The organism is Lelliottia jeotgali, assembly GCF_977070485.1.
In genome coordinates this window covers 238,268-259,748 of the sequence record NZ_CDRVFO010000005.1, presented here as the reverse complement: position 1 = coordinate 259,748, position 21,481 = coordinate 238,268, and the positions used below count along the sequence as shown (strand labels likewise).

General features: G+C 63.4%; 19 protein-coding genes. 8 read left to right on the top strand and 11 right to left on the bottom strand.

Going from position 1 to position 21,481, the window contains the following annotated elements:
• Positions 1–148: 148 nt before the first annotated feature.
• The 5 genes from ACW4TB_RS09930 to ACW4TB_RS09910 form a co-directional block, all read right to left on the bottom strand.
• Positions 149–961, bottom strand: a complete 813-nt coding sequence (locus ACW4TB_RS09930; protein WP_279932641.1) for an OmpA family protein — start codon at positions 959–961, stop codon at positions 149–151.
• A complete protein-coding gene (locus ACW4TB_RS09925; protein WP_012315357.1) occupies positions 958–1,311 on the bottom strand; it encodes a DUF4398 domain-containing protein in 354 nt (117 codons plus the stop codon). Before ACW4TB_RS09925 ends, ACW4TB_RS09930 begins: the two co-directional genes overlap by 4 nt.
• 9 nt (positions 1,312–1,320) lie before the next feature.
• Positions 1,321–2,142 (bottom strand): substrate-binding periplasmic protein, encoded by an 822-nt coding sequence (locus ACW4TB_RS09920; protein ID WP_279932638.1) that lies wholly within the window; start codon positions 2,140–2,142, stop codon positions 1,321–1,323.
• Between the two features lie 77 nt (positions 2,143–2,219).
• Positions 2,220–3,149, bottom strand: coding sequence for an electron transfer flavoprotein subunit alpha/FixB family protein (locus ACW4TB_RS09915; protein WP_012315359.1), 930 nt, complete (start codon positions 3,147–3,149; stop codon positions 2,220–2,222).
• The gene (locus tag ACW4TB_RS09910; protein ID WP_012315360.1) at positions 3,150–3,899 is read right to left on the bottom strand and encodes an electron transfer flavoprotein subunit beta/FixA family protein; all 750 of its coding nucleotides are present in this window, start codon (positions 3,897–3,899) and stop codon (positions 3,150–3,152) included.
• Between the two features lie 538 nt (positions 3,900–4,437).
• Between ACW4TB_RS09910 and ACW4TB_RS09905 the strand changes: the two genes are divergently transcribed.
• Positions 4,438–6,120 carry an electron transfer flavoprotein-ubiquinone oxidoreductase gene (locus tag ACW4TB_RS09905; RefSeq protein ID WP_279932635.1) on the top strand — a complete coding sequence of 561 codons (1,683 nt, stop codon included), beginning with the start codon at positions 4,438–4,440 and terminating at the stop codon, positions 6,118–6,120.
• A 67-nt stretch (positions 6,121–6,187) separates the two neighbouring features.
• On the opposite strand, the gene ACW4TB_RS09900 is transcribed toward ACW4TB_RS09905, so the two are convergent.
• The 5 genes from ACW4TB_RS09900 to ACW4TB_RS09880 form a co-directional block, all read right to left on the bottom strand.
• The gene (locus ACW4TB_RS09900) at positions 6,188–6,592 is read right to left on the bottom strand and encodes a type II toxin-antitoxin system MqsA family antitoxin (protein WP_455842965.1); all 405 of its coding nucleotides are present in this window, start codon (positions 6,590–6,592) and stop codon (positions 6,188–6,190) included.
• Entirely contained in the window at positions 6,592–6,888 is a 297-nt protein-coding gene (locus tag ACW4TB_RS09895; protein ID WP_254466165.1) for a type II toxin-antitoxin system MqsR family toxin, read from the bottom strand. Before ACW4TB_RS09895 ends, ACW4TB_RS09900 begins: the two co-directional genes overlap by 1 nt.
• A 94-nt stretch (positions 6,889–6,982) precedes the next feature.
• The gene (locus tag ACW4TB_RS09890) at positions 6,983–8,308 is read right to left on the bottom strand and encodes an MFS transporter (RefSeq protein ID WP_279932632.1); all 1,326 of its coding nucleotides are present in this window, start codon (positions 8,306–8,308) and stop codon (positions 6,983–6,985) included.
• Between the two features lie 66 nt (positions 8,309–8,374).
• Positions 8,375–8,854, bottom strand: coding sequence for a response regulator (locus ACW4TB_RS09885; RefSeq protein ID WP_012315365.1), 480 nt, complete (start codon positions 8,852–8,854; stop codon positions 8,375–8,377).
• A 171-nt stretch (positions 8,855–9,025) separates the two neighbouring features.
• On the bottom strand, positions 9,026–9,502 hold the full coding sequence (locus ACW4TB_RS09880; RefSeq protein ID WP_012315366.1) for a sigma-70 family RNA polymerase sigma factor: 477 nt from the start codon (positions 9,500–9,502) through the stop codon (positions 9,026–9,028).
• A 153-nt stretch (positions 9,503–9,655) separates the two neighbouring features.
• Between ACW4TB_RS09880 and ACW4TB_RS09875 the strand changes: the two genes are divergently transcribed.
• Genes ACW4TB_RS09875 through ACW4TB_RS09865 form a run of 3 tightly spaced genes read left to right on the top strand, consistent with a single transcriptional unit; the run spans position 9,656 to position 14,257 of the window.
• Positions 9,656–10,885 carry an efflux RND transporter periplasmic adaptor subunit gene (locus ACW4TB_RS09875; RefSeq protein ID WP_455842959.1) on the top strand — a complete coding sequence of 410 codons (1,230 nt, stop codon included), beginning with the start codon at positions 9,656–9,658 and terminating at the stop codon, positions 10,883–10,885.
• A complete protein-coding gene (locus ACW4TB_RS09870) occupies positions 10,886–12,850 on the top strand; it encodes a MacB family efflux pump subunit (protein WP_254466167.1) in 1,965 nt (654 codons plus the stop codon). It begins immediately after the preceding gene.
• Between the two features lie 3 nt (positions 12,851–12,853).
• A complete protein-coding gene (locus ACW4TB_RS09865; protein ID WP_254466168.1) occupies positions 12,854–14,257 on the top strand; it encodes an efflux transporter outer membrane subunit in 1,404 nt (467 codons plus the stop codon).
• A gap of 31 nt (positions 14,258–14,288) precedes the next feature.
• On the opposite strand, the gene pvdP is transcribed toward ACW4TB_RS09865, so the two are convergent.
• On the bottom strand, positions 14,289–15,917 hold the full coding sequence (gene pvdP / locus ACW4TB_RS09860; protein WP_254466169.1) for a pyoverdine maturation tyrosinase PvdP: 1,629 nt from the start codon (positions 15,915–15,917) through the stop codon (positions 14,289–14,291).
• A 216-nt stretch (positions 15,918–16,133) separates the two neighbouring features.
• Between pvdP and pvdM the strand changes: the two genes are divergently transcribed.
• The 4 genes from pvdM to ACW4TB_RS09840 all read left to right on the top strand — a co-directional run bounded on the left by pvdM (position 16,134) and on the right by ACW4TB_RS09840 (position 21,393).
• Positions 16,134–17,480 carry a pyoverdine-tailoring dipeptidase-like protein PvdM gene (gene pvdM, locus ACW4TB_RS09855; RefSeq protein ID WP_254466170.1) on the top strand — a complete coding sequence of 449 codons (1,347 nt, stop codon included), beginning with the start codon at positions 16,134–16,136 and terminating at the stop codon, positions 17,478–17,480.
• 17 nt (positions 17,481–17,497) lie between these two features.
• Entirely contained in the window at positions 17,498–18,769 is a 1,272-nt protein-coding gene (pvdN, locus tag ACW4TB_RS09850; protein WP_254466171.1) for a pyoverdine-tailoring periplasmic protein PvdN, read from the top strand.
• A gap of 12 nt (positions 18,770–18,781) precedes the next feature.
• On the top strand, positions 18,782–19,663 hold the full coding sequence (gene pvdO, locus ACW4TB_RS09845; RefSeq protein WP_012315373.1) for a dihydropyoverdine dehydrogenase: 882 nt from the start codon (positions 18,782–18,784) through the stop codon (positions 19,661–19,663).
• A 74-nt stretch (positions 19,664–19,737) separates the two neighbouring features.
• Positions 19,738–21,393, top strand: a complete 1,656-nt coding sequence (locus ACW4TB_RS09840) for a cyclic peptide export ABC transporter (RefSeq protein ID WP_455828320.1) — start codon at positions 19,738–19,740, stop codon at positions 21,391–21,393.
• The last annotated feature ends 88 nt before the right edge of the window (positions 21,394–21,481 follow it).

Genomic DNA, 21,481 nt, shown 5'->3' with positions numbered 1-21,481 from the left:
TGTACGACTCACTTACGGTAGAGGATACCGTAACAGTTGCAAAGTGTACTGGGACAGATTGCACAATAGTCGACATTACATTGGCGTGGCCGCTATCGAAAGGGTTAACCAGCGCGCCCCTTCGCAAGCCGCGAAGAGGCGCCAGCGGTCAGCGTGCCGGAGCAAGCCTGCCCTTGTCATCAGAGAAGACGATCTCCACCCGGCGGTTCTGCGCCCTGCCCCGCTCCGAGGCATTGGCCTCGATCGGGTACTGATCGCCATACCCTTCAACCTGCAGACGCTTTTCGTCGACACCCAGGTCGACCAGCATGTCGGCCACTGCCTGCGCCCGGTCGCGGGACAGCTTGAGGTTATCTTCCGGCGCGCCAGTGTTGTCGGCATAGCCCTCGATCCGCACCACCCGACGCGGGTTGAGCTGAAGGAACTGGACCAGCTTGAGCACCGTGCGACTAGCAGAATTCTTGAGGTCCGCACGACCTGTGTCGAACAGAACATCGCCCAGGGTCATTACCAGCCCGCGATCGGCCTGCTGCGAGGCCAGCGCCGCAATCTGCGCTTCAACCCATTCACCCTGCTGCTGCACGCTGGCCAGCTTGGCCTCGCGCAGGGCCAGTTGCAGGCGCTGGCGCTCAAGGTCGAGCTTGGCCAGACGCTCCTGGCTCAGCGCCAACTTCGCGTGCTCACCGGCGATTTCGCTGTAACGTTGGCTCAGATACGCATAGTGGCGCACGTCGCTGCCGGTGCCGATGTAGCTGGACAAGCGCTCGGCGCGGGCCAGCGACTCACCGGCGCGGATCACATCACGCGGTGCGCTACGCAGTACAGCGGAATCATCCTTGACCTTCTGGAAGGCCACGGAAGCATCGTCCAGCGCCGCTGCACTGCGCTGACTGGCGCATCCCTGCAGCCCGCCAGCCAGCGCCAGCAATGTCAACGCCGCCATTGGTTTGAAGCACTTCATGGCTGCATCTCCAGTTGCTTGCGCAAGCGCTTGACCCGCGACTGCAATACGTCAAGCTGCTCCTCACTCTTCTGGTTCAGTACGCGCGCCTCGGCCAGGCGGGCATCGAGCTCGGCCTGCTCGGCACGCATGCGGGCGTTGCGGTAGTCCTCGGTCAGCATGTCGCTCTTGGCTCGGGCGAGCTTGTCTTCGGCAAGCTTGAGCGCCTCGACCTGGTCGGTGGCACCGACCGCCTTGGCCTGTTCCAGCGCCTGCTCGGAAATACGCATCTGTTCATTGGGCGCCGGGTCGTTGGCGCAGCCGGCCAGGCCGAGCATGGCCACGGCAAGGATCAGTGATTGGGTTCTCACGCACTCTTCCTACTGTTTGGGGGCGTCCGCCTGCACGTCCATCTGCGCTTTCCAGCGCTCGACATTACGTTGCAGCACGGCTTCAGACGCACCAGAGATCGGCAATTCTGTCAGCTTTTTTGCCAGTTGCCCACGCAACCAGGTGTCATTGCAAGCCGAGTTGTGCGACACAGCCAAGTACAGCCCTGGCCGGTCGACCGGCAGGCCGCGGGCGATCAGGTCATTGTTCATACCCAGGCTTTGGGTTATGGCCATGCCCGAGTAACGCCCAGCCAGCACGTAGTCGACCTGGCCCAGCACCAGCTTCTGGAATGCCTGGGTCAGGTTCTGCGCCGGTACCAGCTTCAACTGCGCCTTGGCGAATGCACTGAAAGCCGGGGTCAGGCGGGCGCGCTCCGACAGGCTACCCTGGTATCTGGCCAGATCCGCGGGGCCGTTGAATTCCACGTCAGCATCATGCCGCGTCCAGACCAGGTATTCATTGAGCTGCAAGGGCGGGTGGATGTAGTCCAGGGCGGTCAACTGCTCCACCTGCAGGGGGGTGTCGAGCAACAGATCCATGCGTCCACTGCGCACCTCTCCCAGCGCCTGATCGCGCCTGCCGGCATTGAGGACTTCCACTTTCAGACCCAACTCCCTGGCCACCTGGCGCAACAGATCGACGTTGGCGCCGATAAGGTGCTTCGGGTCTTTCGGGTCCTGCCAGGAGTAAGGTGGAGCATCCGGGCTGCCAGTCGCCACCAGAAGCTCACACTTGCCAGCCGCCATCGCCAGAGGTGAAAGCATCGCCATCGTGCACACCAGCACCTTGCCTGCTTCACGAAACGCCATCCTTCACTCCTTGCCCGCATAAAAAAACCCGGCCCTCGTTACAAGGGCCGGGCTTCTTTATAAGTGAAGCAGGCGGATCAGACCAGCTTTTCCAGCTCTGGAACCGCTTCGAACAGGTCAGCGACCAGGCCGTAGTCGGCCACCTGGAAGATCGGCGCTTCTTCGTCCTTGTTGATCGCAACGATCACCTTGGAGTCCTTCATGCCGGCCAGGTGCTGAATCGCGCCAGAGATACCGACGGCAATGTACAGCTGCGGGGCAACGATCTTGCCGGTCTGACCAACCTGCATGTCGTTGGGCACGAAGCCTGCGTCGACCGCAGCGCGCGAGGCACCCACGGCAGCGCCGAGCTTGTCGGCCAGGCTGTACAGGTGCTTGAAGTTGTCACCGTTGCCCATGCCGCGGCCGCCGGAAACGACGATCTTGGCAGCGGTCAGCTCTGGACGGTCGGATTTGGCCAGTTCTTCGCCAACAAAGGCGGAGATACCGGCATCGTGCGCGGCGCCCACAGCTTCAACAGCAGCGGAGCCACCTTCGGCAGCCACAGCATCGAAGCCGGTGGTACGCACGGTGATCACCTTCACAGCAGCGCTCGATTGCACGGTGGCAATGGCGTTACCGGCATAGATCGGGCGCTTGAAGGTGTCGGCGGATTCAACCGAAATGATCTCGGAGATCTGGTCGACGTCCAGCAGCGCGGCAACGCGCGGCAGGATGTTCTTGCCGTTGGTGGTGGCCGGGGCCAGCACGTGGCTGTAACCCTTGGCCAGCTCGACGATCAGCGGCGCGACGTTTTCTGGCAAGACGTGGGCGTAGGCTGCGTTGTCGGCAACCAGTACCTTGCCAACGCCAGCGATCTTGGCAGCGGATTCGGCAACGCCACCGACGTTCTGGCCAGCGACCAGCACGTGCACATCACCACCGATCTTGGCGGCTGCGGCGACAGTGTTCAGGGTGGACGGGGCTACGGCACCGTTCTCGTATTCAGCGACAACCAGGATAGTCATTTAGATTACCTTCGCTTCGTTCTTCAGCTTCTCGACCAGTTCGGCCACCGACTTGACCTTGATACCCGCGCTGCGAGCAGCTGGCGCTTCGACTTTCAAGGTCTTGTTGGTGGAGGCGAGCGATACGCCCAGCGCGTCTGGAGTCAAGGTCTCCAGCGGCTTCTTCTTGGCCTTCATGATGTTCGGCAGCGACGCATAGCGCGGCTCGTTCAGGCGCAGGTCGGTGGTGACGATCGCTGGCAGGTTCAGCGCTACGGTCTGCAGGCCGCCGTCGATTTCACGGGTGACGTTCAGCTTGTCGCCAGCCACTTCAACCTTGGAGGCGAAGGTGCCTTGGGCGTAGCCAGTCAGCGCCGCGAGCATCTGGCCAGTCTGGTTGTTGTCGCTGTCGATGGCCTGCTTGCCAAGGATCACCAGCTGCGGCTGTTCTTTATCGACTACTGCTTTGAGCGCCTTGGCCACGGCCAGGGAGTTCAGTTCGTCAGCAGCTTCGACCAGGATGGCACGATCGGCACCCAGGGCCAGGGCAGTACGCAGCTGCTCCTGGGCAGTGGTCGGGCCGACGGAGACCACGACGATCTCGCTTGCCACGCCCTTCTCTTTCAGGCGCACGGCTTCTTCCACGGCGATTTCGCAGAAGGGGTTCATGGACATCTTGACGTTTGCAAGGTCGACGCCGGAGTTGTCCGCTTTGACGCGAACCTTGACGTTGTAGTCGACCACTCGTTTGACAGCTACAAGAACCTTCATGGATTCCTCGTTACTCTCCGGTGAATAGATAGTCGCCTGGGGCTAAGCCCTGCGATGCGCGTGGGTACAAGGGCACCTCTGAAAACGATGCGCGAGGTGCAATCTTCACGGTGACCGATCAGTCCTGTTGAGACTCTTGCGGCAAATACTCGCGGGTCATTTCCTGTGGTGGCGTGTAAACTCCACTACAAACCGTGTTCTGGCCCGAAAGCCTTACCCCACACCTGGTCTTTAGAGGTGTACCTGCGCCCGGCGATAAGCCTACGGCGAACGTAAAACCGCTCGTATCTTGACCGCAACACCCAATCCGGTCAATACGGCAAATCGGTCACCCTCCAGCCGCGCTCCTTTGATTTTACTGGCCTGCGGCAAATTCAAACAAACGTTTGTATTGGACCCGCCAAGTGGTGTAGATATAATGCGCGGCCAAGACAAAACGGTGTAGTCCATCCTCTGTGCCGCTACAGCTCCGCTCCCGTGAAGCGCGGCGCGCATGATCACGCCACACCCATAAGACAAAGCAACAGCACGAGCCTTGATGAGTAGGAGAGAACCAGTGGAACGCGAATACATGGAATTCGACGTGGTCATCGTCGGCGCTGGCCCGGCAGGCCTGTCAGCCGCCTGCCGCCTGAAGCAGAAGGCCGCCGAAGCCGGTAGCGAGATCAGCGTCTGCGTGGTCGAGAAAGGCTCTGAAGTCGGCGCCCACATCCTCTCCGGCGCAGTGTTTGAGCCCCGCGCCCTGAACGAGCTGTTCCCCGACTGGAAAGCACTCGGCGCGCCGCTCAACACCGAGGTCAAGCGCGACGACATCTACGTGCTCAAGGACGCCGGCAACTCGACCAAGGTCCCTGACCTGTTCGTGCCCAAGACCATGCACAACCAAGGCAACTACATCATTTCGCTGGGCAACCTGTGCCGCTGGCTGGCCCAGCAGGCCGAGAACCTGGGCGTGGAAATCTACCCGGGCTTCGCCGCCCAGGAAGCGCTGTTCGATGAAAACGGCGTGGTCCGAGGCATCGTCACCGGTGACCTCGGTGTCGACCGCGAGGGTAACCCGAAGGACGGCCTGTACACCCCGGGCATGGAACTGCGCGCCAAGTACACCCTGTTCGCCGAAGGTTGCCGCGGCCATATCGGCAAGCAACTGATCAAGCGCTTCAACCTCGACAGCGAGTCCGACGTCCAGCACTACGGCATCGGCCTGAAAGAAATCTGGGAAATCGACCCGGCCAAGCACGAACAAGGCCTGGTGGTACACACCGCCGGCTGGCCGCTGGACGTGATGAGCGCTGAAAACACCGGCGGCTCGTTCCTTTATCACCTGGAAAACAACCAGGTGGTGGTCGGCCTGATCGTCGACCTGTCCTACAGCAATGCTTACCTGTCGCCTTTCGACGAATTCCAGCGCCTCAAGCATCACCCAGTGATGAAGCAGTACCTCGAAGGAGGCAAACGCATCAGTTACGGCGCCCGCGCCATCTGCAAGGGCGGCCTGAACTCGCTGCCCAAGATGGTGTTCAACGGTGGCGCCCTGATCGGTTGCGACCTGGGCACACTGAACTTCGCCAAGATCAAAGGCAGCCACACCGCCATGAAGTCCGGCATGCTCGCAGCCGAAGCGGTGGCCGATGCGCTGATCGCTGGTAGCGAAGGCGGCGATGCGCTCACTACCTATGTCGACGCCTTCAAAGCCAGCTGGCTGCATGAAGAGCTGTTCGCCAGCCGCAACTTCGGCCCGGCGCTGCACAAGTTCGGCCCGATCCTCGGTGGTGCGTTCAACTACATCGACCAGAACTGGTTCGGTGGCAAGCTGCCTTTCACCCTGCACGACACCAAGCCGGACTACGCCTGCCTCAAGCTTGCGGCCGACTCGAAAAAGATCGACTACCCAAAACCAGACGGCAAGCTCAGCTTCGACAAGCTCAGCTCGGTGTTCCTCTCCAGCACCAACCACGAAGAGGAACAACCCTGCCACCTGAAGCTGACCGACCCGAGCATCCCGATCGCCAGCAACCTGCCGCTGTACGACGAGCCAGCTCAGCGTTACTGCCCGGCAGGCGTGTACGAAGTGGTCAGCCAGGAAGACGGCAGCAAGCTTTTCCAGATCAACGCGCAGAACTGCGTGCACTGCAAGACCTGCGACATCAAGGACCCGGCCCAGAACATCACCTGGGTTACCCCTGAAGGCGCTGGCGGGCCGAACTACCCGAACATGTAGCCCGGCCCTTGCAGCAAGAAAAAGCCCCCTGGCCTCACGGCCCGGGGGCTTTCTCGTTCAGGGCCGCTCAGGCCGTACGGACTTCCTCGAACAGCTCCGGATGACGGTCGAGCAGCTTGAACAGTTTGACCAGAGCAACCGGCGGCCTGGTTTTCCCATTTTCGTAGCGAGAGAACGCATTGACCCCACCGCCAAAGATTTCGCCGGCTTCACGCTGGTCGAGGTCGAATTTCTTGCGCACAGCGACAATGAAGTCGGGGTCCACTGCCGCGGCATTGACTTGGCGATTGAATGCGGACATCAAAGTACTGATGCGCATCGCTTCATCATGGCTGAGAACCGCCTCCCCACAGGCTGTACAGTATCCGCCACTGACATTTGGGATAACGGTCGCTTCACCTTTGTATCGATAGGGCATGTCCCGGGTATCAGGTGCAAGCTCCGCCCCCCCACAAACTGGACACTTCATGATTACAACTCCTTGAAAGACACGATGAGCACGTCATCCACCACAGACAGTTTCAGGTACACGTATCCCTTGCCCGTAAGGGGGCGATAAACGTCCTGCCATACGCGGTAATCACCGTGACATGTCATGCTTTTTTGAAAGTCTCTGCGCTCCAGACCGTTGATTATCTCGAGCATGTCCGGGTAATCCATCCCCAGTGCCTGGGCGCCCCGCAAAGAGGCGGTTGTCGGGCTGATGCGCCCAGCGCTGACCAAGGCCCTGATCCGCTCCAGCGAACAATGAGGCGTTCTCTTTTCCATGAGAAATTAACCTTCCAGGTTAAGTTTGGCTAATAGGTTATTCCAATAGCCCCCACCCGGAAGTCTGCCTCACTGCCCGCCAGGCGTTACCCGTTCATTTGTCACCGCACATGATCGGCATTGGCTCCGCCGCGACCGCCAAAGGCTCCCGACGCCCAAAGTACAGGGCCGTGAGCAGCCCCACCGCGCCCATGATCAGACAAAAGCCCACACAGACCCACGGGCTCCACGGCATCAACGCTATCAACGCCAGCGGCGTGGTACTAGCCCACAAGGCATAAGCCACGTTGTAGGTAAAGGAAATACCCGACACCCGGATCTGCGCCGGGAACAGCCCGACCATGACCGACGGCACCACCCCCACCACACCACAGCACAGCCCGGCCAACGCGTAAGCCAGCCACGTCATGCCCCACTGCCCCACCAGGCTCGCATACAAGGCACCGATACCCAGCGGCAGCAGCACGCTGTAGATCATCAGCGCCCGCCAGGCGCCCAGGCGATCGACCAGCAGCCCGGCGAGCACACAACCAATATTGAGAAAGACGATGCCTACGCTGCTCAGGGCGAAGGTGTACGCGGCCGTCATGCCGAAGCGCTGCTGCATCACCGTCGGCGTGATCACCACCAGCACCACCACCGCCGAGGTCAGCACGCAGGTCAGCAGCGCAGCCGGGATCAACGCCCCACGATGTTCGCCCAGCACCCGTCGCAGCGGGAACTTCACCGGCTGCTCCTTGCGCTCGCGCAAGGCCAAAAACACCGGTGTTTCACTCAGCCAACGGCGTAACCACACGCCGACAACACCAAATACCCCGCCGAGCAAGAACGGGTAACGCCAGGCGTAATCGAGAATTTCCTGGGCGGTGAACACCTGAGCCAACAGTGTCGCGGTCAGTGCCCCCAACAAGTAGCCAAAGGTCAAACCGGCCTGCAGGAAGCCCAGGGCGTAACCCCGCCGCCCTTGCGGTGCGTGTTCGGCAACGAATGTCCAGGCGCTCGGCACCTCGCCACCGACCGCAGCGCCCTGCAGAATGCGCAATGCCAGCAAGATCAGCGGGGCCGCGTAACCAATGTCGGCGTAGGTCGGCATCACCCCGATCAGCAGGCACGGCAGAGCCATCATCAGGATGCTCAGGCTGAATACCCGTTTGCGGCCCAGGTGATCGGCGAAGTGCGCCATGACGATGCCGCCCAACGGCCGCGCCAGGTAGCCGGTGACGAAAATCCCGAAGCTTTGCAGCAGGCGCAGCCACTCCGGCATTTCGGGCGGGAAGAACAGCTGACTGAGCGTCAGGGCGAAGAACACGAAGATGATGAAATCGTAGATTTCCAGCGCGCCGCCCAGCGCCGCCAGGCCCAGGGTCCGGTGGTCGCCACGGCTGAACCGTGGCAGGCGAGCGGTATCGATGGCAGTCATGGCACAGGTCCGCAGATCGGCAAAGGGCAAGAGGATAACAAATACCCGCTGCCTTGCCCGCTGCAGCTAGCGGCTGAAGACAGTGTGAGCGAAGTTCCTGCGCGGGTAGGCCGGCGGCCCACTGCTGGAAAGCTCGGACGGCAAGGCCAGCTTGCCGACCACAACTGGCGCATCGATGAGCGCCATGAAGGACTCAAGGGCCTCGTTGTCCGGCACCTGCGGCAGGCTCACATTGACCGCCTGGCGCTCGGTCTGCGGCACACTCGGGACCCTCAGATGCCGCGAGTGATACAGCAACGCATGCTGAATCTGCGTGCTCACCCGGCAAAAGCGCGCCAGGTCGACACCTGCATGGCTGGCCAGTTCGATATTGCCCACCAGCAGGTTGAACGGCTGCAGCGCGCAGTGCACCAGGCGCTGCAGCTCGTCGAAGGAGTCCACCGGGGCAATCCGGTAATAGCCCAGGCCATTGAGCAGCCTCTCCAGCTGCAAGCGCTGGGACGGGTGCTCATCGGCGATCAGGATGCGCAGGGTCTTGTTGGTCATTGTCGGACCTGGGCAGTCAGGTGAATAGGGACACGCTCCCTGACCAAACTGCGCCAGTGACAGGCAACCACCAGGTCGGCGCCTGGCGGGGTCAATCTAGATAGTTGTCTTGAAACAGTTAGAAATCAAGTTGCCAGCACACAGAATTTTCACCGACACACCACCGGTTTTTCAGGATTCCCACTGGCGCATGCGCACGCGGCAGTGCTTCATGGCGTTGACGATGTGCTTTTCCACCAAGCTGCGCGAGATGCCCAGGTGCTCGGCGATCTGCTGATGCGACAGGCCTTCGAGCTTGCGCAACAGGAAGCTGTCACGACAGGGCTGGCTCAATTCATCGAGTGCCTTCTGCATCAGCGCCAGGCGCTGATCCAGTTGCATGTTCTGGGTGGGGGCCGGGCTGTGCCAGCGCTCGTCCAGGTCCAGCACCTCCAGCGGCTCGGACTGGCGCAGCAGGTGCCGCCGATGACGGTCGATCACAAGGTTCAGCGCCGTGCGGTAAAGGAACGCGCGCGGGTGCTCGATCTGCTGCGTACCGGTGCGTTCGAGCACCCGCAGATAGGCATCGTGAGCCACATCTTCAGCGGCCTGGCGGCTGCCCAGGCGCGCGGAAAGGAAGCTCACCAATTCGCGATAGTAATGTTCCACGACGGCACCTGGGGTACGTCCTGACAGGCTCGGACAGGGTCATGTGATATCAGCGTGGGATCTTACAAATTATAATGATTCTCAGCAACTCTCCTCCCCCAGCGCCAGCCCATCTAAATCCGCCCCGCGCGCCTTCGTTTAACTGGCACCTCCGTGCGCACCTTGACCTGGCTGCGTGTGGCCACCCTTTGGCTGGAAGTCCGCATGACACGCATACCCAACACCCGCCGCCAGCTGCTGGCTGGCAGCCTCGGCTTGCTGGCCCTTGGCAGCCTTCTGGCCTGGAAGGTGCTCCCTTTGGGCGCCTTGCCCGTGAGTACCGTCGCAGTCGCCCGCGCGGACATCGAAAGCAGCGTCACCGCCCTGGGTACCCTGCAGCCACGACGGTATGTGGATGTAGGCGCCCAGGCCTCCGGGCAGATCCGCAAGCTGCACGTGGAGGCTGGCGATCAGGTGCACACGGGGCAGTTGCTGGTAGAGATCGACCCCTCTACCCAACAGGCCAGGCTGGACGCCGGACGGTTCTCGATCGACAACCTCAAGGCGCAACTGGCCGAGCAGCGCGCACAGTACCTGCTGGCCACGCAGCAGTATCGGCGCCAGCGCGAACTGGCTGGTGCAGGCGCCACACGCGAGGAAGACCTGCAGGCGGCCGACGCCCAGCTCAAGGTCACCCAGGCCCGCATCGACATGATCCAGGCGCAGATCCGTCAGGCCCAGGCCAACCTGCGCAGCGACGAGGCGGAGCTTGGCTATACACGCATCTACGCGCCGATGGACGGTACCGTGGTAGCGGTGGATGCCCGTGAAGGCCAGACCCTCAACGCCCAGCAGCAGACGCCTCTGATTCTGCGAATCGCCAAGCTCTCGCCGATGACCGTGTGGGCCCAGGTGTCCGAAGCCGACATCGGCAAAGTCAAACCTGGAATGACCGCCTATTTCACCACCCTGGCCGGCGGCAAACGCCGCTGGAACAGCACCGTGCGGCAGATCCTGCCGATTCCGCCCAAGCCGCTGGCGCACACCAGCCAGGGCGGCGGCGGCCCTGCCAGCGCGATCGCCGGTACGACAGGCAGCCAGGTGGTGCAGTACACCGTGCTGCTCGACGTCGACAACCCCGATGGAGCGTTGATGGCCGACATGACCACCCAGGTGTTCTTCGTCGCCGGCCAGGCCAGCCAGGTACTCACAGCGCCGCTGGCAGCACTGGACGACACCGAGGCCGATGACCTGCGCCTGGCCCAGGTACTGGGCCAGGATGGCAAGGTCGAACAACGCACAGTGCGCATCGGCCTCAGCGACCGGTTGCGGGCGCAAGTGCTCGATGGCCTAAGCGAAGGCGAGCGCCTGGTCATGGGTGCGCCCCTGGCCAGCGGAGGTTGAATGGCCGTTCCCCTGATCGAACTGCGCGACATCCGCAAATCCTACGGTGGTATCGACTCCCCCAAGGTCGACGTACTGCGCGGCATCAGCCTGAGCATCCACCCCGGCGAGTTCATCGCCATCGTCGGTGCGTCCGGTTCGGGCAAATCGACGCTGATGAACATCCTCGGCTGCCTCGACCGCCCCACCTCGGGCCACTACCTGTTCGCCGGCAAGGACGTGGCCCAGTTGGGCCGTGACGAACTGGCCTGGCTGCGCCGCGAAGCGTTTGGTTTCGTGTTCCAGGGCTACCACCTGATCCCTTCAGGCTCAGCCCAGGAAAACGTCGAGATGCCGGCCATTTACGCCGGCACCCCGCCCGCCGAGCGCCACGCCCGCGCAGCCGCCCTGCTTGAACGCCTGGGCCTGGCCAGCCGCACCGGCAACCGCCCGCATCAATTGTCCGGCGGCCAGCAGCAACGCGTGTCGATTGCCCGCGCGCTGATGAATGGCGGCCATATCATCCTTGCCGACGAGCCGACCGGCGCCCTGGACAGCCACAGCGGTACCGAGGTCATGGCCTTGCTGGACGAGCTGGCCAGCCAGGGCCATGTGATCATCCTGATCACCCACGACCGCGAGGTGGCGGCGCGGGCACGCCGGGTGGTGGAAATCCGCGACGGCCTGATGATCAGCGACTCGGCCTGCGACCAGCCTCCCGCTGCTGCACAACAAGGCCTGCAGGCCGATGACCTGCGCCAGCGCCTGGACCGCGGCGCGACCCTGCGTGGCGCATGGAAAGGCGAGCTGCTCGAGGCCTTACAGGCAGCGTGGCGGGTCATGTGGATCAACCGGTTCCGCACTGCCCTGACATTGCTTGGCATCGTCATTGGCGTGGCTTCGGTCGTGGTCATGCTGGCCGTGGGCGAAGGCAGCAAACGCCAGGTCATGGCACAAATGGCTGCGTTCGGCTCCAACATCCTCTACCTCAACGGTCGCCCGCCGACGCTGCGCGAGCCAGGCGGCATCGTCACCCTCGATGACGTCGCCGCCATCGCCGAACTGCCCCAGGTTCGGCGCGTCATGCCGGTCATCGGCGGCGACCTGATGGTGCGCCACGGCAACAACAACCAGAGGTTCTACGTTGGCGGCAACAACGTCGAATTCCCTGCCATCCTCAACTGGCCGGTCGTGCAGGGCAGCTTTTTCAGCGAAGCCGACGAACGCAGTGGCGCTGCCGTGGCGGTCATCGGCCAGAAAGTCCGCGACAAACTGCTGGCACCCGGCACCGACGCGCTGGGCCAGTACCTGCTGATCGGCAACGTGCCGTTCCAGGTCGTCGGTCTGCTCGCCGGCAAGGGCGCAAGTTCGGGTGACCAGAAGAGCGATGAGCGCATCGTGGTGCCTTATTCCGCCGCTTCCATGCGCCTGTTCGGCAGCCACGACCCGGAATACGTGATCATCGCCGCAGCCGACTCGGCCCGGGTCGCCGAGACAGAAACAGCGATCCACCGCCTGATGCGCAAGCGCCATCAAGGCAAGGACGATTTCGAGCTGACCAACGATGCGGCACTGATCCAGGCCCAGGCACGCACACAGAACAGCTTGTCGCTGATGCTCGGGGCGATCGCTGCGATCTCATTGCTGGTCGGCGGTATCGGCGTGATGAACATCATGCTAATGACCGTGCGCGAGCGTACCCGTGAAATCGGTATCCGCATGGCCACCGGCGCACGCCAGCGTGACATCCTGCGCCAGTTCCTCAGCGAGGCGGTCATGCTGTCGATGGTCGGCGGGTTGACCGGCATCGTGCTTGCGCTGCTGATCGGAAGCGCGCTGATACTCGCCGAAGTCGCCGTGGCCTTCACGCTGCCCGCCATCCTTGGCGCCTTCAGTTGCGCCGTCGTCACCGGCGTGGTGTTCGGTTTCATGCCAGCACGCAAGGCCGCCCGACTCGACCCGGTCAAAGCCCTTACCAGCGAATAATCCATGATATTGCCAAGCCGCATCAGCCTCTTGACCCTGTGCCTGGGCCTCACCGCCTGCAGCACACCCCCTGCGCCCTCAAGCGGTATCAGCGCACCGCAGCGCTGGCAAGGCGAGGCTGCTGCGCCCGCCATCGAGCTGCCATCGGTGCACTGGTGGCAGGCGTTCGCCAGCAGCGAGCTGGACCAACTGATCAAGCGCGCGCAGCACAACGCCCATGACCTCGCCGCTGCCGCGGCCCGCGTACGCCAGGCCCAGGCCCGCGCTGTGATCGCTGGCGCGCCGTTGCTGCCAGAGGTGCAAGGGGGCCTCGATGGCAGCCGCCAACGCCTGCTGCACGGCGAAGGGTCCGACCAGCTGGACGTCAGTAGCAGCGAGCCCACCTACACAGCCTTCGGCCTGCAACTCACCGCCAGCTACGAACTCGACTTCTGGGGCGGCCTGCGCGCGGCTCGGGCGAGCGCGCTGCACGGCCTCGACGCCAGCCGGTTCGACCGCCAGACAGTGGAGCTGACCCTGGTAAGTGCGGTTGCCGACAGCTACCTGCAAGGCATCGCCCTGGAAGAACAGCTGCGCATCGCACGCCTTAACCTGCGCAATGCACGTGAGGTGCTCAACCTGGTCGAAACCCGCCAGCGTGCAGGGTCCGCCACCCGCCTTGAACTGGCACAGCAGCGCAGCCTGGTGGCGGCTCAGGAGCGCCAGGTGCCGCTGCTCGAGCAAAAGCGGCAAGACAGCCGCATCACCCTCGCCACCTTGCTTGGTGACCCGGTGCAGACCTTGCCGGCCAGCCACCAGCCGATCACCACCCTGCAGTGGCCGGCAATCGGCAGCGGCGTTCCCAGCGAGCTGCTGACTCGCCGTCCCGACATCGCCGCTGCCGAAGCGCGTCTGGCCGCCGCCAACGCCAATGTGCAGGTGGCCAGGGCGGCCATGCTGCCGAAGCTGACGCTTGGCGCCAACCTTGGCACGGGCGCGAACACCTTTGCCGAGGTGCTCGACAGCTCCTACTACACACTCACCGCCGGCCTGGTCGCGCCCATCTTCAACAACGGCCGGCTGCGCGCCTCACGCGAGCTGGCCGAAGCCGAGCAGGACGAACTGCTGGAAAACTATCGCAGCAGCATCCTCGCCGGCTTTGCCGATGTTGAAAAAGCCCTTAACGCCATTGAGGGTGTGGAGCGTCAACGGCTGTGGCAGGACGAGGAAGTGTTGCAGGCACGCCAGGCCTTCGACCTGGCACAACAGCGCTATGGGGCTGGCGCCGAGACCCTGCTGACCGTGCTGGAAACCCAGCGCACGCTTTACCTGGCCCAGGACCAGCAAGTGCAGTTGCGCCTGGCCCGCCTGCAGGGCAGCGTGGCGCTGTACAAGGCGCTTGGGGGCGGCTGGCAGGTACCGCACTGAAAAGGCCGCGCACGGCTTGCGGCCAGTGTGTTCAGCGCTGAGCCAGCTTCAGATTGCGCGCGTACCAAGGGCGTTGCGGGACTTTCGGCCGCAGCTTGGCGAACAGGTCATCGTCGCCAAAGATGATGCGCAACGCCAGCTTCATGGTCTCCGGGTCCATCTCCACACTGCGCCCAGGCCGCAGCCCCGGTACCGTCGAGCAACCGTGGGTGTCTGGCCCCAGCCACGGGTCGGCCACTTCGACCCAGCGCCCAGGCGCAAACCACGGCACACCATTGACTTCCAGGCGCCTGACCTGGCCCGGGTGGACCCGCTCATGGGCACGGAACCAATCCTCGATACGGTCGTCGATCCAGCCGTGGAAGTGCCAGAACACCGGGTTTACATGGGATGAAAACGGGTCGCCGAGGAAGTCGTTCTCGGCCTGGAACCAACGCGCGGCAAAATCCTCCGGTTTGCGAGCGAACGGCACTGGCAGGCCACTGGAAGGGTCGCGAGGCACTGAAGCCCAGCGCATGTGCAGCCAGTCGTGCAAACCCAGCTCCATTTCCGAACCGAACTGCCCCAGCGTAAGCGTGCTCAGGTAGTGCGGGTCGGTGTACTTCGACTCCCAGACCTGGAAGTTGGCGTGGAACGTATCGGGCGTCTTTATATCGCGCACCCATTGGGTGTACGCGGCATCGCCCGAAGCCAGCCAGGTAGGCGGCAAGGCATTGCCATCATGGTTGTCGAAATAGCGGGCGAAGCCGATGCGGTCGCGCTCAAGCTCAGGTTGCGGCAGAGGAAAACGCTTCCAGGAGGGTAAATCCTGATGGGCCCGAGCCGCACCCAGCATGTGCCGGTGCATGAAGAAAAAATCCACGCCCGAGCCGTTGCGGTCCTTGTGCCGGCCCCGCGCATCGCGCTCATGGCCCCGCGGCCCTGGCTGCCAGCCCAGGCCGCGCAGCGCCGCCTGTTTGTCCTCGTCCAGCTTGTGCCACTTGTCGCGCGAGGCATGCCAGAGCTGGTGGAACAACCGATGCTCCGGCGCGATCAGCCTCGCCAGCAAGGCCGGTGCCAAGGGCGCCCGTTCGCGGGCCTCGGGGAAAGGCCGCTTGAGCGCAAGAAACCGGTTGTCCTGCTCGGGCAGCGTCAGTGCGCGGTCCAGCGGCAGGATGCGGCCATTGAGTGTCGCCTGACCGGCGTTGCCGAACCCGCCCCAAGCCTCGTCTAGGACCACCTGGCACTCATAGTTCGCCTGCTCCTGGCCCGGCTGCGTCGAAAACAGCCGCCAGCGCAGTGTCCCTGGTTTGCCCCCCAGCAGGTCGCCCATCACGCGATAGCGCGGCTCTTGCGGACCACGCAGGCGCTCGGGCGTGTCCAAGTAACCACGCAAGCCACGCCCACTGTGGGCAACGTCTAGCAACAGCTCCAGCTCCCCATCAGGCAAACCGTGCAGCCCTGCGTCCCTGCCCTGCGCTGTCCAGCGCCAGCACCCGCGCAAGGTGTCGCCCAACTGCTGCAGGGGCGCATCGGCAAGTTCGACAACGGCTTCGCCCGGAGTTTCAGGAAACTGCTCGTCGAACTGCTGGCGCTGCACGTGCCGCACATACAGCGCACCGGGCACCACCACGCCTGTCAATGCCACACCGGCGATGAACCCGCGTCGAGAAATCGTCATTGCACTACCTGAGCATTCATTGCGGCCATGGAGCACGGCCCGTCCAAGGCTAGAACGTTGTGCAGTAGGCAAAATTTACCGCCGCGGGCGGACGGCCTGTGGCGCAGCCAACGATAAATTTGCCCCGCCGTTGTTCGTCCACCTGATACCCAAGCCCTGCCCGCGCAGCAAACCCTGAGCCGGCAGCCGCCCCGATCACCGCGCAACGAGATGGCAATGACCAAGACCCGTTCCCGCAAAGCCCTGTACATCGGCCTGCCCCTGGCCCTGACCGTTGCCCTGGCAAGTGCCGCTGGCTACTTCTACTGGCGGCACCTGCACGCAGGCTACCCGCTGAAGATCGTGCAGCAGGCTGAGGAGCTGCACGAGCACATGCTCTCGTTCGACAGCCATATCACCGTGCCATTGAGCATGGGCAGCGAGGGGCACGAAGTGGACAAGGATGGCCCGGGCCAGTTCGACCTGGTCAAGGCCAACCGCGGCCGCCTCTCTGGTGCCGCCCTGACTGTGTTCGGCTGGCCGGAAATCTGGAACGGCCCGAACGCCCCGCACCGCCCAACCCCCGGCTTCGTCGATGCCGCCCGGCAAGAACAGGAAGGGCGCTACAAGATCATCACCGGCATGGTCCGAGACTTCCCCAACCAGGTCGGTATCGCTTACACCCCTGACGACTTCCGGCGCCTCAACGGCGAAGGCAAGTTCGCCATCTTCATCAGCATGCTCAATGCCTACCCACTGGGCCACGACCTGTCGCAGCTAGACCTGTGGGCAGCACGTGGCATGCGCATGTTCGGCTTCAGCTACGTCGGCAACAACGATTGGGCCGATTCTTCGCGGCCGCTGCCGTTCTTCAACGACACCGCCGACGCCCTCGGCGGCCTGTCACCGTTGGGCGAGCAGGCAGTGAAACGCCTGAACGACCTGGGGGTGATCATCGACGTGTCACAGATGTCCACCTTGGCACTCGAAGATGTCGCTCGCCTGTCACGTGCGCCAATCGTCGCTTCGCACTCGGCACCGCGGGCGATGGTGGATATCCCGCGCAACCTCTCCGACAAGGAGATGCAACTGATCAAGCAGAGCGGCGGCGTGATTCAGGTGGTCGGCTTCGGTCAGTACCTAAAGCCGTTGACCCAGCCGGTGGTGGACAAGCTCGATGCCCTGCGTGCGCGCTTCGACTTGCAACCATTGCAAGGCCTGACCAATGCCCTGATGCCGGGCGACGCGGTGATCGCCATCTGGCCCGAGGCACGCTTCGGCGAGTATGCAAGCTCGCTGTACGCCATCCTTGAAGACGAACCCAAAGCAACCTTGAAACAGTATGTCGACGCCATCGACTACACCGTGAAAAAGGTGGGTATCGACCACGTCGGCATCGCCTCGGACTTCAACGATGGTGGCGGCCTGGAGGGCTGGAAGGACGTCAGCGAAATTAGCAACGTCACCGCCGAACTGCTGACCCGCGGTTACAGCGAAACGGACATTGCAAAGCTCTGGGCAGGCAATTTCCTGCGCGCCTGGGAGCAAGTCCAGAACGCTGCCCAGCCTGTCGCCAACCGTTGAGCCGAGCCCTGCCTACCATGAGCAACCGCCGTAGTTTCCTGAAACAGGCCGGCCTGATGGCCGCGAGCCTGCCACTGTTGCCCCAGGCCCTGGCTGCAGCCAGCACACCACTGAGCGGCCCCGACAAATGGCGCAACCTGCGCACGCTGTTCCCGCTCGACCCACAGGTCGCGCACTTCGCCAACTTCCTGGTGACCGCCCACCCGCGCCCGGTACAGGCAGCGATCGACCGCCACCGTGCCGCGCTGGACCGCAACCCCGCTGCCCTGATGGACTGGGAAAGCCAGTACGAATGGCAGCGTGAGGATGAAGTGCGCGAGTGGGCCGGACGCTACCTTGAAGTCAAACCGCGCCAGGTGGCCCTGACCGGCAGCACCACCGAAGGCCTGGCGATGATCTATGGCGGCCTGAAGGTCGGCGCCCACCAGGAGATCCTGGTCACCGAGCACGAACATTACTCCACCCACAAGGCGCTGGCCTTCCGCGCCCAGCGCCAGGGCACCCTGACCCGCAAGATCCGCCTGTTCGACGACCCATGGACAGTCTCCACCGACCAGGTACTGAGCACCCTGGACAAAGCCATCCAGCCACACACCCGCGTGCTGGGCATGACCTGGGTGCATTCCGGCAGTGGCGTCAAGCTGCCGATAGGCGAGATCGGCGCGCTGGTGCGCCAGCACAACCGCAACCGCAGTGAAACCGAGCGCATCCTCTATGTGGTCGACGGCGTGCACGGCTTCGGCGTGGAGAACGTGCGTTTTGCCGACTTCAACTGCGACTACTTCATCGCTGGCACTCACAAGTGGATGTTCGGCCCGCGCGGCACAGGCATCATCTGCGCGGCCTCCACCGGCATGGAGCACCTCACCCCGACCATCGCCACGTTCTCCCGCGATGAAGACTTCGCCACCATCATGACCCCTGGCGGCTACCACGCCTTCGAACACCGCTGGGCCACCAACGAGGCCTTCAAACTGCACCTGGCGCTGGGCAAGGCCGACGTGCAACAGCGCATCCACCAGCTCAACAGCCTGCTCAAGGCGCGCCTCGCCGAGCACCGTCAGGTCCAGCTGGTGACACCGCGCAGCGAACGCTACTCGGCCGGCTTCACGTTTTTCCGCATCAAGGACCGCGACGCCGACGCCGTCGCCGCCCACCTCACCGCCAACAAGGTGATGTGCGATGCGGTGTATCGCGATGTCGGCCCGGTGATCCGCCTGGCCCCCAGCCTGCTCAATGACGAGCAGCAGATCGACCGGGCCATGGCCCTGATTACCCAACAACTCTGACAAGGCATCCCCATGACCGCTTCCCTGCATCGCCTGACCCTGGCCGGCCTGCTGGCCGCCTGCAGCCTGCCGGCCCTGGCAGCACAAGCCGCCAATACCCCAGGCACGGTGTTCCGTGACTGCGACAAGCTCTGCCCGGAGATGGTGGTGCTGCCCGCCGGCACCTTCAACATGGGCACCCCGGCCGACGAAATGGGACGCCAGGATGACGAAGGTCCGCAGCATGCGGTGACCTTCGCCAAGCCCTTCGCCATCAGCCGCTTCCAGGTGACCGCCGAGCAATGGGACGGCTACCTCGAGGCCACGGGCACGCGCATCGCCGACGGCGACGATCGCCCTGGCCGCCGCTGCACCGCCAGCAAGCCCAGTTACAAACAGGGCCCGCAGCAACCGGCAGTGTGCATGAGCTACCACGATGTGCAGGACTACGTGGCCTGGCTGTCGAAAAAGACCGGCAAGCATTACCGCATGGTCAGCGAGGCCCAACGCGAATATGCCGCACGCGGCGGCAGCACCGGTATGTTCCCCTTCCCGATCGACCCGGACAGCACCCTGGAAATCAGCCAGCACGCCAACGTCTATGGCCCCAAGGATGGCTACAGCTATAGCTCGCCCGTGGGCAGTTACCCGGCCAACGCCTTTGGCGTGTACGACATGCACGGCAATGTCTACGAATGGGTCGCCGACTGCTACCACAACAGCTATGAAGGCGCCCCTGCCGACGGCAGTGCCTGGGGCCAGGCCAGCCGGGCCAAGGACAGTTGCAAGGTGGTAAGTATCCGCGGCAACGACTGGGGCGAGGCGCCGATCTTCTCCCGCTCCGGCAACCGCAACACCAATTTCCCGGGCCGCCTGGGTGACTGGCTGGGTGTGCGGGTGGTCCGCGACCTGTGACGGTACGCGGTTAAATTGCCCCGCGGGCCACTCGTCATAACGATGTACTTTTGCCTCTGATCCAGGAATTCAACATGACCTCCAAAACCCGCGGGGCACTGAGCGAGCTGTTCACCCTGCTCAAACCGTTCTGGCCGATCGTCACCCTGTCGGTCGTCATGGGCATGGTCGGCGGCCTGAGCGTTACCGCACTGCTGGCCACCATCAACAGTGGCCTGCACGCCGACGGTGGCCTTAGCAACAGCGTGATCCTCGGCTTCGCCGGGCTGTGCGCGCTGGCCCTGGCCAGCTCGATCTGCTCCGACATCGGCACCAACTACGTTGGCCAGCACATCATCGCCAAACTGCGCAAAGCCCTGGGCGAAAAGGTATTGTCGGCCCCGATCGAGCAGATCGAACGTTTCCGCAGCCACCGCCTGATCCCGGTGCTGACCCATGACGTCGATACCATCAGCGACTTCGCCTTTGCCTTTGCGCCCCTGGCGATCTCGCTGACCGTAACCCTTGGCTGCCTGGGTTACCTGGCCACCCTGTCATTGCCGATGTTCCTGATGATGCTGCTGGCAATCGGTATCGGCAGTGTCGTCCAGTACATCGCCCGAGGCCGTGGCATCAAAGGCTTCATGGCGGCGCGCGACGCAGAAGACCGGCTGCAGAAGCACTACCACGCCATCGCCGAGGGGGCCAAGGAGCTGCGCATCCACCGCCCGCGGCGCCAGCGTATGTTCCGCCAGGGCATCCAGGACACCGCCGACGCGATCTGCGCCACCCAGGTCCGCTCGATCAACACGTTCGTCATTGCCAAGAGCTTCGGCTCCATGCTGTTCTTCGTGGTCATCGGCCTGGGCCTGACCCTGCAGTTCCTCTGGCCAAGCGCCGACCCCAAGGCCATCAGCGGCTTCGTGCTGGTGCTGCTGTACATGAAAGGCCCGCTGGAACACCTGATCGGCACCTTGCCGGTGGTCAGCCGCGCGCAAATCGCCTTTCGCCGTATCGCCGAGCTTTCCGAGCAGTTTTCTTCGCCTGAACCGCACCTGCTGCTGGAGGACCACGGCAACCAGCCTGTCGTGGTCGACAGCCTGGAATTGCGCGAGGTGAGCTACGCCTATCGGGCCAGCCCCGGCGCCCAACCGTTCCAGGTAGGGCCGGTGAACCTGCGCATCGCCCAGGGCGACATCGTCTTCGTGGTCGGTGAAAACGGCTGTGGCAAGACCACCCTGATCAAGCTGCTGCTGGGCCTGTACCCGCCGCAACAGGGGCAGATCCTACTCAACGGCCAGGCCGTCGACGCACAGGTTCGCGACGACTACCGGCAATTGTTCACCACAGTGTTCGCCGACTACTACCTGTTCGATGATGTGGTGCAGGGGGACACGCACATCCCCGAAGACGCCAACCGCTACCTGGAGCGCCTGGAAATCGCCCACAAGGTCAGCGTCAAGGACGGTGCGTTCAGCACCACCGACCTGTCCACCGGCCAGCGCAAGCGCCTGGCGCTGATCAACGCTTGGCTGGAAGAGCGCCCGGTGCTGGTGTTCGATGAATGGGCCGCCGACCAGGACCCGACCTTCCGGCGGATTTTCTACACTGAGCTGCTGCCCGACCTCAAGCGCCTGGGCAAGACCATCATTGTCATTTCCCACGATGACCGCTACTTCGACATTGCCGACCAACTGGTGCGGCTGCAGGCCGGCAAAGTCGTCGTCGAACACGCACCCGCCCTCGCCTGAGCCCCACCCGGCGCGCCCCACGCGCGCCGGGTGCAGCTGTTTCGCCACCTGCCTAAATCACCCACCTGCCCCTTCGTCTCTCTCAGTA

Excerpts from the sequence above, each read along its gene's own strand:
- ACW4TB_RS09915 (WP_012315359.1), bottom strand. The coding sequence starts at position 3,149 with ATGACTATCCTGGTTGTCGCTGAATACGAGAACGGTGCCGTAGCCCCG.
- pvdN (WP_254466171.1), top strand. The coding sequence starts at position 17,498 with ATGAGCAACCGCCGTAGTTTCCTGAAACAGGCCGGCCTGATGGCCGCG.
- ACW4TB_RS09840 (WP_455828320.1), top strand. The coding sequence starts at position 19,738 with ATGACCTCCAAAACCCGCGGGGCACTGAGCGAGCTGTTCACCCTGCTC.
- ACW4TB_RS09930 (WP_279932641.1), bottom strand. The coding sequence starts at position 961 with ATGAAGTGCTTCAAACCAATGGCGGCGTTGACATTGCTGGCGCTGGCT.
- ACW4TB_RS09865 (WP_254466168.1), top strand. The coding sequence starts at position 12,854 with ATGATATTGCCAAGCCGCATCAGCCTCTTGACCCTGTGCCTGGGCCTC.
- pvdM (WP_254466170.1), top strand. The coding sequence starts at position 16,134 with ATGACCAAGACCCGTTCCCGCAAAGCCCTGTACATCGGCCTGCCCCTG.
- ACW4TB_RS09910 (WP_012315360.1), bottom strand. The coding sequence starts at position 3,899 with ATGAAGGTTCTTGTAGCTGTCAAACGAGTGGTCGACTACAACGTCAAG.
- ACW4TB_RS09890 (WP_279932632.1), bottom strand. The coding sequence starts at position 8,308 with ATGACTGCCATCGATACCGCTCGCCTGCCACGGTTCAGCCGTGGCGAC.
- ACW4TB_RS09920 (WP_279932638.1), bottom strand. The coding sequence starts at position 2,142 with ATGGCGTTTCGTGAAGCAGGCAAGGTGCTGGTGTGCACGATGGCGATG.
- ACW4TB_RS09905 (WP_279932635.1), top strand. The coding sequence starts at position 4,438 with ATGAGTAGGAGAGAACCAGTGGAACGCGAATACATGGAATTCGACGTG.
- ACW4TB_RS09870 (WP_254466167.1), top strand. The coding sequence starts at position 10,886 with ATGGCCGTTCCCCTGATCGAACTGCGCGACATCCGCAAATCCTACGGT.
- ACW4TB_RS09895 (WP_254466165.1), bottom strand. The coding sequence starts at position 6,888 with ATGGAAAAGAGAACGCCTCATTGTTCGCTGGAGCGGATCAGGGCCTTG.
- pvdO (WP_012315373.1), top strand. The coding sequence starts at position 18,782 with ATGACCGCTTCCCTGCATCGCCTGACCCTGGCCGGCCTGCTGGCCGCC.
- pvdP (WP_254466169.1), bottom strand. The coding sequence starts at position 15,917 with ATGACGATTTCTCGACGCGGGTTCATCGCCGGTGTGGCATTGACAGGC.
- ACW4TB_RS09885 (WP_012315365.1), bottom strand. The coding sequence starts at position 8,854 with ATGACCAACAAGACCCTGCGCATCCTGATCGCCGATGAGCACCCGTCC.